The organism is Hallerella succinigenes, from assembly GCF_002797675.1.
Lineage (GTDB): Bacteria > Fibrobacterota > Fibrobacteria > Fibrobacterales > Fibrobacteraceae > Hallerella > Hallerella succinigenes.
In genome coordinates, this window is sequence record NZ_PGEX01000001.1 from 857,295 (window position 1) to 871,533 (window position 14,239).

Below are 14,239 nucleotides of genomic sequence, written 5' to 3' on the forward strand. Positions count from 1 at the left end.
GCAACAGATTGCTAAGTGGCTGGAGGCCTGACGCATGGTGCAGAAAAGTGTTCCCAGTTGGAGTATTTTTCTTGAAATTTTATAACGAAAAGAGTATAGATCTAATAGAAAAGATTCTTAAAAAAGGAGAAAAAATGAAAAAGCCTGAAGCAACTGTTATGCTACGATCTTTCTACAATCGCAATATGAACGAAAAAATGCCTGAAGTTCACAAATATGCAAACGAAGGGTATTATTGCATAATAGCCCAGTCTGATAAAGTAAAATTAGAATTATGGTATGAAGAATGGCCTGATTCCAAAGACGAATCAAATAAAAAATATGTTTTTGCAATTTGTTTTGAATATGCAAGTAAAGAATTACTTGCTAGTGACTTTCCTTCTTGGGGGGACTATAAGAAAACAAATAAAGATATATACAACGTAAAGAAACTTCCTGATGAAAATGCTGTATTCCTACAAAAAGGCAAAGATGCTAAAACAAAAAAAATCCGTTGGTATTGGGGAATATACATTAGTCCAGAAAATGAAGCTCAATCACTACAATTATTTTTTGACAATGAAAAATTTCAAACTGTTTTTGAAAAATATTCCATAAATCTAAATGATGACTGCGGAAAAAATTTTACAGAACGATTTCAACAAATACTGGCTCGTGTTGGACAAGGCATGTATCGAGAAAATCTTGAAAAATTGTGGGACCGCGCCTGCGCGGTAACCGGTTGTCGTATTAGAGAAGTTTTAAGAGCTAGCCATGCTAAACCATGGAAAGACTGCAAGGATAAAGATGAAGAACAACGGCTTGACGGACATAATGGCCTACTTCTTTCCGCCAATTACGACGCCTTATTTGACAAAGGGCTGATTTCTTTTTCGGCACTTAAAGAAGGTTGGAAAATAATGATATCTCCATCAATCGAAGAATCACAATTGGAGAATCTTGGAATTGGTAAAAATGTCCGCTTAAATCCACCAAAAAATCTAAAACTTGAAGATAAAGAAAGAATAGATGAATTTCTCAAATATCATCGTGAGCAAATCTTTAAAGTTAAGTGAAATCTGGTAGAGAATTTTTAAAAACACCCTTGAGACTCTTCTCAAGGATGTTTTTTGCAAAAAAGACATTCCAAACAAGAATGTTTTTCTTGAAATTTTGAGAGGAAATGGATACCGTGAAATTCTAGAGTCAAAATTATTGACCCTAGAACAGGGAAAAATCATCCTTCAATCCTCGTTTATAATTCTGTACGGTTTCCCCATTTCTTTTATGCGGCGGATGTTCTCAGCGGTGCCTTTGCTTTTTCCGTCCCAAATCATGAGAGCCGTATCGCAATCTTGCGCCATCTGGATGTCTTTAACATAATGGAATGCGCTGCCTGTAAGGCCTTTGGCGGCTTCTGCGCAAGAACATACTTTTGCTCCCGTAACAAAATTGTTCCTTGGTGTTTCACCGCTGCAGTAAACGATTACGTTGCTGTATCCTTTGGAATCTAAATACTTTTGTACTACCGCATCAACGCCGTAGCAGTCACCCACGAGAATTTCCGCTCCAGTGTCAATGTAACTGTCAAGTAGCGACTTGACTTCTTCGGGCAACGCTGAAATCGATTTAGAGCCGGAGATGAAAACTTTCATTCATACCTCCTTTTTTATATAGAAGAATCGGTTCAGCTCGTGGTCGGTTCCGATGGTTTTGCCATAGCAGATAAGAACCCACGGGTTGGGCCACGCCTTGTCAATGGCGCCTAAGAAGGCTTTTTCCATTTCTACGGCTCTTTTGTCAAGATCCGTGGCGTCGACAACGATGTCGATGTGGGTAAGGAGCCCTTCATGTTCGGTAAGCCGCGAAAACGCCTCTAAATTGTTTTCCTGGATCTCGTTCCCATTGTTCGCAAGAATGTAGCCTGCGATATATTCCCACATCTCGTTCCGTTCTTTTTCGTCTGCATACGAACGCTTTACTAGCGATTTCAAGTCGTTGTATTTTTGTGTCGGTGTCATGATAATGTTCATATTCGCACTCCTTATTTTAATTTATCTTCAGAATTTAGCAGCTTCATCAACTCTATTAGTCGAAATTCATTTCTTGAAAAATGATGGTCTTGCCCTGGCACAACCACAACGTGCATGTTTTCACGTTCGTGGAGCTTAAGAAGCCCTGCTAAATGTGCTGAAGGATCAAGACTCCCGAAAACGAATGTCATCATGTCTCCGTCAAATGCCTTGGCGCTGCGGCATATCCGAGTCGTGTTAATCATGAGCGGGGGATTCACCAACAGGAATCGGCTAATTTCCGGAAATAGAGATCGACCAATGCACCCGATGGAGGCGCCCATTGACATTCCCATAAAGTAGATTTGGGTATGGCCACCGATTTCAAATTCCGATTTTATCACTTCGGCGAATTGCGCCATCTGGCTGATGTCAGATGATGGAGTGGACGCGCAAACCACCGAGAACCCGCACAGCTCGCGCATTTCGCAGGCAAGTTTCAGGTACTTGTTGCGATACCCATAAATGGAACCACCTTGTCCCGCCTTTATCAGCAGAATTTTTTGACGGTCATCGCCAAAGGCGAAACCGTAATCAACCTGATTTTCACCATCACCGAAAGATTTAATTAAATCAAATTCCATGAAAACTCCTGATATTTTACAGTCCCATCCTACGGCCTTCGCGAGTATTTTTGCATTCTATTTCATGACGGAGAGCCTCCAGGATGCTGTCTGTGGTTACTTCGCTTTCTTCGTAGTATTTGAAGGTGTCATAAACAGCCTTGAAATCGCCCGGAGCGAGCGCCTTTAGGTCTCGTGCGGCTGCGGAGCATTCTACTTTCGGGAAGAATGCTTGCCACACCTTTTCGATTCCGTCGGGTTTCAGATAGTTGAATTTGAGTTTAAGCGCAAAGCGCCTGCGTGAGGCGGCATCCAAATTGTCATTGAAGTTGGTCGCCGCAATGAATATCCCCTTGAAGTTTTCCATCTGCGTCAGGAGTTCGTTTACTTGCGATACTTCCCAACTGTGTTCAGAACCGGCGCGTTCGCTGAGCATACTATCGGCTTCATCCAAAAAGAGAATTGCTTTCTTTTCTTCTGCCTCGCGGAACATTTTGCGGATTTTCTTTTCTGTTTCACCCACATAGCAATCCAAGAGATCGCTCGCTTTCTTGACAATCAATTTTCGGTTCAATGTTCTTGCGATGTGTTTTGCGAGTTCTGTTTTGCCTGTGCCGGGAACACCGTAGAACAATATGTTCAAAGACTCCGGACAATCCATCTCCTGCATAGTTTCCCATTTAGCGTTAAAAGACTGCATTACTTTCATAATGCGGTTCATGTCTCCTTCAACATTCAATGCGTCTAGGATGTACTTGGGCGCATGGCTTTCTTTGTTGCGTTTGGCATATTCGCAGTTCAGTGAAAGTAAGTTTGTCTGTGCATCGGCAATGATACGGACTGCTTGTTCTGGCGGAATCTTACTGCCTGTCTCCTGCAGTAATTTTGCTCCAGCAATCGCCTGGGTCACGCCACCGGCGGTAATGGGGAAGGTGTCTGCAAACTGTTGCACCGTCAAGGGGTCAAGCATTTTACCGGTGCCCTGCTCGCTAATGACGGACTGCCAAATCTGCAATCTTTTTTCAGAATCAAGCCTTTCGAATGCGATGGAGTAATCAAATCGACGAAGGGTACTATTTTCAATAAATCGGATGTCGTTTGAGATCCAAATAACGGGGACTTTTATTTGTTCTAGGAAAAAGTTGAGGGCACCCTTTTCGCAGCAATTCAAAATTACATCGGCCTCATCCACCAAGAGAATGACACGCTTGTTTTGGTACTTGGTCGCCGCAAACATAATGCTTCCCAAGCGCTCCTGGATAGTTGAATCCTCCTTGCTTTCTCTATGAACGCCATCAATGCTGATATTGGTAAGAACCAGCGGACGTCGGAGTTCTTTTGCGATGGCCTTCGCAAGTTCAGTCTTACCGGTACCTTCGACTCCGTAGAAGAAAATATTGATTCCCTGATTCAGCTTTACATGTTTCAACAAGTCAAAGGCAACTTCTACTTTCGGGTTGTTGTTGCACAGTTTTTTATAGGGTACGTTATTGCCGTCGTAAATCTTGAAATAGAGCGAATCGAGGTCGTTTCCTGAGACCCCATCTAGGAACAACCCTATTCTCTTTGAAATTTCCAGGTCGTTATCGACAAGTCCCATCCGCTTGAGAGAAGACTTGTTGTAACATGCCTTTTCTATATCAAGTTCAGGATAAATGGATGCGAATACATCGACAAAAACGCAATCTCCGAATCTTCGCGAACCAATCATGTCGCGGAGAGGCTCGCAAATGTCTTTTTTAAAGAAAATCCACGAGAATATCAGGATCTCCATTTCAACGGAATCTAGGTTGAATGCTTTCTGCACAATGTCGAGGCGCTTTAAGTATGGATCACAGATATTCTTTTGATGCTTGAGGATGTCCATAAGTTCCTTGGTGATACCCTCGTAAAAAATCTTTTTGGCAGGGCCATTGAAGATATCTTCGCCAACAAGAGTGCTGTGGGTGACATATTTTATATCTCCGCTGGAGCCGCTATTCTTGATAGTGTCGCGAATTTTGCTGATGGCTCTTTTGCGGTTGCGATAGGATTCTGATTTATCCACGTCATCATTTCCGTAAAAACAGGCGTCTATTTCGCTTGTTCGTGAACGAGAAACCTTTCCTTTGACCTTGGGCTTCCTATCCTCAGCTTTGTTCAAAAGTTCAAAATGTGTAGTAATGCCCTTCAAAATTCGCGATGCATTTTCCTTCGGGAAAATACCGATGCTGTCGTCTGCGTCGGGATAGTTTTTAGAAATTCTCAGCATACGAATCCAGTATTCATAGCCTTTGAGAGTTACAAAATTGATGCCCAAAGACTTCTTTTCAGTATTCTTTTGCAGGGATTTAAAAACATCGTTAAAATACCCATTTTTCATTTTTTTGCTCCTTATTTCGATTTATCATCAAAATAGGTTTTTACTACGACAAATAATGTCGTGACTAAAACGGTATTTTTAAAGAAAAAAAGCCCGCACATAGCGGGCATGGAAAGTTTAATCATTGCAGCTTTACTTTTTATCGCTAATGATTTCTGCGGTAGGTGCTGTCGAGGAAATACGAGAATTCACGGAGTTTTTTTGCGGAGGGCGATGGGCTTGATGACTTCGGCGCTGTCGGCGTACGAAAGTACCCAGCGGAAAAGGAGCTCGTCGTTTAGGGCCTTCATCGTGACCAACAGGCGACCGTCGCGGAGTTTTTCCACCTTCATGGAGCGTTGGAACGGCTTTTCTTCGAGGTAATGCAGCGCATGACTGCTGAACACGATTTCAACATCTTCGGCTTTCGGGTCTTGCGGCCCAAAAATGGCAGAACCGAGCTGCACACGCTTGCGCAACATTTCAAGTGTCTTTGGGTTGTCCTGGAATGTTTCCTTGGTTAGTTCAACTTTCTGGATTCGGCGGAACTTGAGCGTATAGGTATCGCCAGGACGTGTCTGCGATTCACAGCCGATGTAGATTTCGCCTTGGTACAAGATGACCATCAGCGGAATTCGTATATGGGGTATATTACCGGTTTCGCTGATATAGGTAACGAGGATTTTGCGGCGTTCGTGAATCGCCCGCAGTATTATCTTGATTTTTTCGCTGGAATCTTCCTCGAACATGGGTGGGGTTCCCGCAAAAAGGATTCGCGAATTCAGATCCTGAGCGAGTTGCTCCACGGCCTTCTTTTCGCTTGCAGGCAGACTCTTCCGGATTTTTTCGAGCAAATCCGTGACCGTCTCGCTTGCGGCAGGGTACATATTCGCGATGCGTTGTAAAAATACAAAATGCAACATTGTGTTTTCGAAGTTCGGGAATAGCAGTTTATCCGCAGACTTGATTGCAGACTGGTAACGGAAAGCGCGTTGGTCACCAATCACGCGAATGTAGGTACCTCCGTTGACAGAAGTCAGGAGATTCATATCGCGCTGCACATTGCGGCGCTCTTTTTCGGGAATTTCCAGAGCCTCCATCAAGTCGCTGATGGAATAGCTCTTGCTGGGATTTGATATCAAAATCGCGAATAATTGAATAACGCGGTCTGCGCGGGTTATGTCAGCCATATTAAACCTCTATGTTTTAATATATATTATTGCCGCGGCTCTCGGCGTGAAAATGCCGTCGGTAGCGAAGGCTATGATTGAACTCAAGAAGCTCGGGCTTGTGACACAGGAACCATACAGCGGAGTAGAGCTTACCGAAGAAGGTCAGCGCGCTGCCGCCATGATTCTGAACCGCCATATCCTTCTGAAGGGATTCCTGATTAAACTAGGCGTGTCCGAAAAGGCTTGCGTTGACCCGAAGCGCATTTATGCGGCAGGATTTTCGATGGGCGGCGGTTTTTCGAATTATGCAGGTTGTTTTCTTTCGGAATATTTTGCAGCAGCGGCGCCTTCCGCCTTTGACCTTTCCGAAGAAATTGTCAATGCGGGAAAATGCTCCCCAGCACGTGCATTTCCGATTCTCAATTTCCGCGGGACAAATGATTTCGTAGTCAACTACGACGGAGGCTATTCCTCGATTGTTTCCGGGAAACCGATTACGTTTTTGGGCGCTCAAAAGAATTTTGAAAAATGGGCGGAGTTGAACGGTTGCTCCGAAGAACCCGTGGATAAAGGAAATGGTTGCAAATATTATGAAAATTGCAGAGACGGCGTACAAGTGGGGCTTTGCACCATACAGGGAGGCGGGCATTCCGAAGGCGATGGCAAAACTGCCTGGGATTTCGTGAAACAATTCCGTTTGCCGTAAAAATTTTGCCGTAATTCGTAATGCCTGGTTACGCCCCCCCAAGCGGTTCGGATTCCCTGCTGTAGAAAGTCCGCAAAGTTCTTGGGCCCAAATTCGATATTGCACTTGGCGACACGCCACGCCGTGAAGGACCATGAGAACATGATAAAGCTTATTGCGGCCTTGTATTGTGATTTGATAGGAATCCTAAATTATTAGATTTGATTAGGAAATGTACAAGTACCGTGATAATTTAAGATTGTTCCTTTTTTGGGGTGTCATTTGCGCCGTAGCAAATATTCTATGCACCTTTGCCAGTGCTTTTGAAAGTGACCAGGGCTATTGGGTTGGCTGGATTAAGAAACTCATGGAAGAAGGTTTCGCCGGTTTTGACGGAAACTATCCGCCGCTGTATGTCTTCTGGTTATGGGTGGTGGCTCAGGTCTATTCCTTATTCGATATCGCTGTAGATAAAAATCTCTTCTTGAAGTTTACCTGCCTCTGGCCTGTCTTTTTCGCGCATCTCTTTCTAGTGGATTGGGTCTGCCGCCTTTTGGGCAAGTTCAATTATCCGGATTGGAAAAAGCACTTGATGGTGGGCTTTGCCGCCTTGAATCCGGCTCTGCTTTTAAACGGCCCTATTTGGGGACAGGTGGATTTGTTTCCGTCGGTGATTGCAGTCATGGCGATTTACTGCATCAATCGTCCTCGCCTTATTTTCCTTGCATCCATGTTCTATGTACTCGCCTTGTTGACCAAGTTCCAGATGATTGCTTTCCTGCCCGTTTTTGGAGGCTTGTTTATCCGTCATTGGAAAACGTCTTGGAAGGGCCTGCCTCTAGCTGTATTGGCGCTGGTCCTTGTTCTGCTTCCTTTTGCTGTTGGCGGAAATCTTCAGGGAATGCTGACTCGGGCTTACGTGCAGACGACAAGCCAGTATGCCTATGCTACTTTTAATGCAGCGAACATCTGGATTCTGCTTGCGGGAAATGTATCTCCGGATAATGTGCCGATTTGGGAAGTGAGCGAATACGGCCTGGGTTTCTTGCTCAAGCCCGTTCATCTAGGTAAGATTCTCTTTGTCATAGTTTCCATTTTGGTACTGGTAAAATCTGTTCTTTGTAGAAATATTCGCACCGCCTTTGCCCTTTGCACCTTGAACGCTCTTGCCTTCTTTATGCTTTTGCCCCAAATGCATGAACGCTACCTGCTGTACGCCGTACCCATGGCTCTCTGCTGGCTTGTGTGGGACATGCAGCGTGGTGGTATCTTGTGTCTGGCCGTTACAGCTGTGGCGGCAGTCAATATCAACCTGCTAAACACTTTCCGCGGTGATTATGTCTGGAAAATGGATGCTTATGCAGGCTGTATTGCGCTCTTGGTCGGAATTCTGCTTGTCCTTTGCCCTCGGCGGTTGGAAAAGCTGGTCCACAAGGTGAGTTCCCTTCGGTTGCCTGCATTTGTGCCTTATGGGGTGCTTCTGTTGATTCTAACGGTTGTGAGCGGCTTCCTGGCATTTCAATCCCGTCCGATCGCGGCTCCAAAAGGTGACGGTTATATGTTGGTTACGGATTTGCCGATGGAATCGTCGGTACAGCGTTTTAGATCTCCCCGTATAAATCAGTCTGTTGACGGACATCTCTTGACGGTGGATAACCGTGTCTATATAAATGGCATTGGGACTCATGCTCCCTCGACGATTACCTATACGCTGCCGGAAGAGGCGGATTCGCTGTTTCTGGGTGTAGGTATTGATGGGGAATGCCACGAGAATGGTCAGGCGACCTTCATTGTAAAGTTAGATGGGGATGTTGTCTGGCGTCGCAGTAGGGTTCGTGGCGCACAAAAGCCTTATTTTGCATCTATTTCCGTGCAAGAAGCGAATGTTCTAGAACTGAGAACGGATCCGGAAGGTTCCGATCATTGTGACCATACGGACTGGCTAAATGCCTATGTAAAGCTCCGCTAGCCAAAAGCAGGACTATAACATAGGCGTCACCGACCTTCCGACTTTACCACCAGGCTTTATCTCATGAAATTCTAGAAACTGCGACCGATACTAATCAGAAATACGCCCATCAGAAAATCTCTGTGCACGAAACGGCAACGCTCTTCCTATGTTATAATAGATAGAGATTAGGCTATTGCGCAGGCCTTTCTGATTGATGGCTTTTAATACAAATGTCAGCCTTGGTACAAAACACACCGAGGATGCTCCACATTTCTTCGGCGATATGCGGGACAAACGGGTGCAAGAGTTTCTGCAACGTTTCACAAGGTTCACGGTAACGCTTGTCCATCTTCATCATTTCGTTGTTGAAGATCATCAGATGGCTAATCGCGGTGTTGAAGCTCATGTTCTCGATGTCGCTCGTGACCTTGATGACGGTCTGGTGCATCACCTTCTCGATTGTCTCAGGTGCGGTTTCATCAACGTAAACAGGAGTTTCGTCTTCGGTTGGTGAGCTTGCCGAACCATCGCCCACCACAGAACGCCAGGCGCATCCTATGCAATCTTGATATGACAATATCTATTGGCTACCTATTATTTGCAAATTCACTTTCACTACCACAAAAGTCTTGAAATTTGGGATCATGAAACTTCACAACAGGCAGAAGAATTCTATCACTATGCGTAAAAAGCATAGTGAAATATAAAAAATAAGCATTATGAAAACTTCGAAAAATGATTTATACTGTTGGATACCAATGAAAAACTTCTTGACATTATTTTTTCGCCTTGGCACTCTCTTGTTCAGAAGGTTTGGCCTTTTGAAATTTTAATTGAGATGAAGAGGTAATGAAAAGGAGGAATGTTATGATGAAAAAAGGAATTTTCATGAGTACTTTAAGCCTTGCGGCGATTCTTGCCGCATGTGACTGCTGCCCGCAGGGCGAAGCAAAGGCGCTTTCGCAGGACAAGGAACTGCGTGCCGTGATGGACAACTTCACGCAGAATGAGGTTCCGGCGGCGACCCCGCTTGTGGAAAAGCGCGAAGTGGAGTTGATTCGCCTGGTGTCGCTTGTGACTCAGCAGTCGGGCGCTCTTTTGCAAGAAGAAGTGGCGACGGCGCTTGCGCAGGGGCTATCACCTGAAGAAATTCTCGAGGCGATTTACCAGTGCGCCCCCTACACCGGGTTCCCGCGGACGGTGGATGCGGTTGAAATTGCCCGCAGCGTGTTCAAGGCGAAGAACGTGAAGGTGGATGAAAACCGTAGGACAGTAACAGCGCAGTCCCGCCTGGAGGCGGGTGCCGACGCGCAGGGAACGCTGTTCGGAGAGACCTTCCCCGACATGGCGAAAAACGGCAAGGACGGGATGCCGATCATCAACTACTTCCTTGCGAGCAACTGCTTTGGCGATTATTATACCCGCAAGGGGCTCGACCTGAATACCCGTGAACTTTTGACGATGGCGATCCTCGTGAACTTGGGAACGGAGCCGCAGCTCAAGGCGCATATCGGCGCGAACCTGAAGATTCGCACGGCCGAATACGTGGAACAGGCGATTTACAACTGCTTGCCGTATTGCGGTTACCCGCGCACGCTGAACGCGTTGCGACTGCTTAAGGAAGCGGCGGCTGAGGCGAAGACCGCGACGGTTGCAAAAACCATGCCAGGCAAGGACTGGAGCGTATTCCCGGTGGGTAAGCCGAACGATGCCTACGCCAAGTATTTCGTGGGCAAGAGCTATCTCGACATGATCAGCACTGAACAGGTGGGCGTCGGGAACGTGACTTTTGAGCCGGCGTGTCGCAACAACTGGCATATCCATCACGCAAAGAAGGGCGGAGGCCAGATTCTCATTGCGACGGCGGGCCGCGGCTACTATCAGGAATGGGGCAAGCCGGCGGTGGAATTGAAGCCCGGCGACGTGGTGAACATTCCGGCTGGCGTCAAGCATTGGCACGGGGCGGCTCCGGATTCCTGGTTCCAGCATTTGGCAATTGAAGTTCCCGGCGAAGGAACAAGCAACGAATGGCTTGAACCCGTGAGCGACGAAGAATATGCTAGACTAAAGTAACACTCTTCACAACGGGATCACCATCATGAAAAAAGCAATTCTATTCTTGTTAACATTCCTCTTAGGAGTCTCGATGGCTGCCGAAAAGAAAGTTCTCATCGTCTATTATTCCCGTGCCGACGAAAACTACTCCGTCGGAAACATTTCCAAGGGCAATACCGAAATCATCGCCGAGATGATTGCAAAAAAGACGGGTGGCACGCTCTTGCACGTGGAACCCGCAAAGGAATACCCGAAGGGCTACGACGACTGCATCAACTTGGCCAAGAAGGAACTTGCGCAGGACGCGCGCCCGGCCATCAAGCCGGTGAACGTGAATCCCGAAGACTTTGACGAAATTTACGTCGGCTATCCGGTGTGGTGGGGCGAAATGCCCATGCCTATGTTCACCTTCCTCGAAAAGTACAATCTGAAGGGCAAGACGATTCACCCGTTCATGACGCACGAAGGCAGCGGCCTCTCGGGTGTTGCCCGCCTCAAGAAGGTAACCGGCGCGAACGTGACCTCCGGCCTCGCCATCTACGGACACGTGGCCCAGAATGAACGCGAAAAGGCCCAGAAAGAAGTGGACAAGTGGGTGAAATAGCCCTGAAATTAAGGGTTATTCAACCTAGCGGAAGCCCTGGCGTTTCATTTTACATTTTTAATACGATTAACCAGCATCAGTTCGAGATTTTTGTGATGAAACACATCAAAATGGCAGGAAAAATGTGATTTTTTGATAAAAATAGCCTATATTTTTGTGTATGGAATACACTCTCAGACGAAAGTTGGACTCTTTTTTGGTCGATTGGAAGGCAAATCCCGACCATTTGCCACTCATTATAAAGGGTGCGAGGCAGGTCGGAAAAACTTCTTCCATTACGCATTTTGCGAAGAACTACAAGAGTTTCATCTCGATAAACTTTATCGAGGAACCCCAGTACAAGAGAATTTTCGAGAAGGGCTTCAAACCGGACACGGTTATCCGAGAAATTTCGTTCTTGAATTCGGATTGGGAGTTCATTCCGCACGATACGCTCATCTTGTTCGACGAAATGCAGGAGTGTCCCGATTGCACCACGTCGCTCAAGTTTTTTAAGTTGGATGGCCGCTTCGACGTCATCTGTTCGGGTTCGCTGCTTGGAGTGCACTACAAGGAAATTTCGTCAGTCAGTGTCGGCTTCAAGGAAGACTATGAAATGCATTCCCTGGATTTCGAGGAGTTCCTTTGGGCAAAAGGCTACAAGCAGGAGCAAATCGATTCCATCTACGAACATATGGTATCTCAGACGCCATTCTCTAACATCGAATACGATGTATGGATTGAAAATTTCAGGGAATACATGACCATCGGGGGAATGCCCGCCATTGTAGACAAATTTGTATCACAGAAAAATTTTTCAGGGGTGTTGGCGGCGCAGAAAAAGATTCTCCAGGACTACGAGGACGACATCACAAAATACGCCGAAGGACTAGACAAAGAAAAGATAAAGAATGTCTATAACCACATTCCCGTTTTCCTTGGCAAAGAGAACAAGAAATTCCAGATAACGAAGGTCGCCACCGGGGCGCGTTCCAGAGAATATGTGGGGACAGTCGAATGGCTGAACGATGCGGGCATCATCAACCGTTGCTACTGTCTGGATCAGCCGGAACTTCCGCTAAAAGGCAACTACAAGCCTAATGACTTCAAAATTTATTACCGCGATACGGGACTGCTGATTGCTTCGCTCGACGACGAAGCCCAAGAGGACTTGCGCGCAAACAAGAATTTCAATGCGTACAAAGGCGCTATCTACGAAAATGTCGTTGCCGACATGCTCGTAAAAGAAGGTTACGGGCTCTACTATTACAAGAACGAGAAATCCACCCTTGAAATGGATTTTTTCGTGCGGACGGCTAGTTCACTGGTACCCGTAGAAGTCAAGGCCACCGACGGGGCGACCGTTTCGCTAAACAACTTGATTACAAAGGAAAATTACGGCGACGTAAAGTTCGGCATTAAACTGGCGAACAAGAACATCGGCTTCAACGGAAAATTTTACACCATTCCGTACTTTTGCACATTCATGCTCAAACGGTGGCTGAAAACGATTAAGGAATAGAAAGTCAGCCCGAAGAATCGGGCTGGCGAATATTGGGACGGAGAAAGCCCCTGCCGTGATTAATCCTTGACGCAACGGACAGACGCGGCGATGCTCTTATCGGCATTGTCGCCCACGACTACCCCATCTTCGTCTTTTGCGAAAGTAAAACCGTACTCATCTGTACCACCACCTCTAACGAGCCGGCCCCCCCCTTCACTACCAAATCCTAACCATTGGTGGATTTCAGCATCTTGGCTGCGGTAGATATTCCTCCTACTGTGTCAAACAAAACCTCAAATTCTTGTCTATTCCGGCGATAATATTGAGAGCTTCAAGGGATGCCGTTGCGTAAATTACTAGAATGTTGGAAACATCGTTGGAAACCTTTAACAGTTGAGGACACCAAGTGGATAAGATCGCCCGCCGTTTAATAGATATTGCGATGACGGTCGCGACGCTCGTGCTGATGGGAGGCAATTACTTCTTTGAATCGACTGCGGTTCACGAGGTTTTAGGCGTTATTTTATTTGTTCTGTGGGCGGTGCATGTTGTTTTGAATCGCGCCTGGGTCAAGGCATTGCCCAAGGGCAAATACAATGCCTTACGGGTTTTCCGGACCGTCATCAACGGCGGTGTAATCTTGTGCGTATTGTTCCTGATGGTCAGCGGGATCATGCTTTCGAACCATGTATTTAGCTGGCTCGGCATTGAAAGGGGGGCAAACTTTGCCCGTACCGCTCACCTGCTGGCCAGCCACTGGTACCTGGTTTTCGTTTCTCTTCACATCGGGCTTCACTTGTCCATGTTTATTCGGAGCAAGGCGGCGACGGGTATCGTGACTGTTCTTGCGGCTTATGGAATCTACGCCTTTATTCAACGGGGCCTCTGGAAATACCTTACGTTACAGCAACCTTTTTTCTTTTTGGATATGGAGCGGGGGTACCTGCTGTTTGTTTGGGATTATCTTGCCGTGATGGCCCTGTTTGCCTTAGCGATTCATTTAGCATCATCCAAGGTGAAACTGACGGCCCCCTTTGTGACCGTTCGACCGTTCCATGGGACCGTTTCCACGGGAGAAGTTGCAAATACAGAAGCAGACATCATCGCAAATAAAAAATCCTAGATTTTTGACGGCAGCCAAAAACTTCTTCCAGAAATTCGAAGTTTCCCCTGCAATCTGGATGCGCTTGCCATGCACCAAAGCGTCCGCGACTTTGCGGTGCGCTTCGTTGATGGCATTTTGCATGGTGGATCTTGCACCCCCATTTTTTCTGCGCATGGACCCTGGTCAAGACATTCGATATGCCATTAACTAATATGAGATTTTTGGGAAG

The 14,239-nt window shown here is 46.3% G+C and carries 13 protein-coding genes; 7 read left to right on the plus strand and 6 right to left on the minus strand.

Annotated elements, in window-relative coordinates:
• Nucleotides 1-134 precede the first annotated feature (134 nt).
• Nucleotides 135-1,055, plus strand: a complete 921-nt coding sequence (locus BGX16_RS14790) for an HNH endonuclease (protein ID WP_198514851.1) — start codon at nt 135-137, stop codon at nt 1,053-1,055.
• A 168-nt stretch (nt 1,056-1,223) separates the two neighbouring features.
• Here the strand turns inward: BGX16_RS14790 and BGX16_RS03790 are convergent, their stop codons facing one another.
• From BGX16_RS03790 to BGX16_RS03810, 5 genes are all read right to left on the minus strand, one after another.
• Nucleotides 1,224-1,634: a hypothetical protein gene (locus BGX16_RS03790; protein ID WP_100424861.1), complete on the minus strand. Its 411-nt coding sequence runs from the start codon at nt 1,632-1,634 to the stop codon at nt 1,224-1,226.
• Entirely contained in the window at nt 1,635-2,012 is a 378-nt protein-coding gene (locus BGX16_RS03795; RefSeq protein WP_100424862.1) for a hypothetical protein, read from the minus strand.
• 11 nt (nt 2,013-2,023) lie between these two features.
• Nucleotides 2,024-2,635 carry an alpha/beta hydrolase gene (locus BGX16_RS03800; RefSeq protein ID WP_100424863.1) on the minus strand — a complete coding sequence of 204 codons (612 nt, stop codon included), beginning with the start codon at nt 2,633-2,635 and terminating at the stop codon, nt 2,024-2,026.
• Between the two features lie 16 nt (nt 2,636-2,651).
• Nucleotides 2,652-4,976 carry an AAA family ATPase gene (locus BGX16_RS03805; RefSeq protein ID WP_100424864.1) on the minus strand — a complete coding sequence of 775 codons (2,325 nt, stop codon included), beginning with the start codon at nt 4,974-4,976 and terminating at the stop codon, nt 2,652-2,654.
• Nucleotides 4,977-5,164: 188 nt separating this feature from the next.
• Nucleotides 5,165-6,145: a helix-turn-helix transcriptional regulator gene (locus BGX16_RS03810; RefSeq protein ID WP_241899431.1), complete on the minus strand. Its 981-nt coding sequence runs from the start codon at nt 6,143-6,145 to the stop codon at nt 5,165-5,167.
• Here BGX16_RS03810 and BGX16_RS14965 point away from each other — a divergent pair.
• Together BGX16_RS14965 and BGX16_RS03820 are read left to right on the plus strand one after the other, a co-directional pair.
• Complete coding sequence (locus BGX16_RS14965) at nt 6,135-6,833, plus strand: hypothetical protein (protein WP_241899432.1); 699 nt, start codon at nt 6,135-6,137, stop codon at nt 6,831-6,833. The genes BGX16_RS03810 and BGX16_RS14965 overlap by 11 nt on opposite strands.
• 211 nt (nt 6,834-7,044) lie before the next feature.
• On the plus strand, nt 7,045-8,781 hold the full coding sequence (locus tag BGX16_RS03820; RefSeq protein ID WP_100424865.1) for an NPCBM/NEW2 domain-containing protein: 1,737 nt from the start codon (nt 7,045-7,047) through the stop codon (nt 8,779-8,781).
• 172 nt (nt 8,782-8,953) lie between these two features.
• Here the strand turns inward: BGX16_RS03820 and BGX16_RS03825 are convergent, their stop codons facing one another.
• The gene (locus BGX16_RS03825) at nt 8,954-9,340 is read right to left on the minus strand and encodes a class I tRNA ligase family protein (protein WP_241899433.1); all 387 of its coding nucleotides are present in this window, start codon (nt 9,338-9,340) and stop codon (nt 8,954-8,956) included.
• A 293-nt stretch (nt 9,341-9,633) separates the two neighbouring features.
• On the opposite strand from BGX16_RS03825, the gene BGX16_RS15320 reads away from it, so the two are divergent.
• From BGX16_RS15320 to BGX16_RS03845, 4 genes are all read left to right on the plus strand, one after another.
• Nucleotides 9,634-10,836: a carboxymuconolactone decarboxylase family protein gene (locus tag BGX16_RS15320; protein ID WP_100426738.1), complete on the plus strand. Its 1,203-nt coding sequence runs from the start codon at nt 9,634-9,636 to the stop codon at nt 10,834-10,836.
• A 25-nt stretch (nt 10,837-10,861) separates the two neighbouring features.
• Nucleotides 10,862-11,422, plus strand: coding sequence for a flavodoxin (locus BGX16_RS03835; protein ID WP_241899435.1), 561 nt, complete (start codon nt 10,862-10,864; stop codon nt 11,420-11,422).
• Nucleotides 11,423-11,582: 160 nt separating this feature from the next.
• Nucleotides 11,583-12,923 (plus strand): ATP-binding protein, encoded by a 1,341-nt coding sequence (locus BGX16_RS03840; protein WP_100424867.1) that lies wholly within the window; start codon nt 11,583-11,585, stop codon nt 12,921-12,923.
• A 388-nt stretch (nt 12,924-13,311) separates the two neighbouring features.
• A complete protein-coding gene (locus BGX16_RS03845; RefSeq protein WP_241899436.1) occupies nt 13,312-14,028 on the plus strand; it encodes a DUF4405 domain-containing protein in 717 nt (238 codons plus the stop codon).
• The last annotated feature ends 211 nt before the right edge of the window (nt 14,029-14,239 follow it).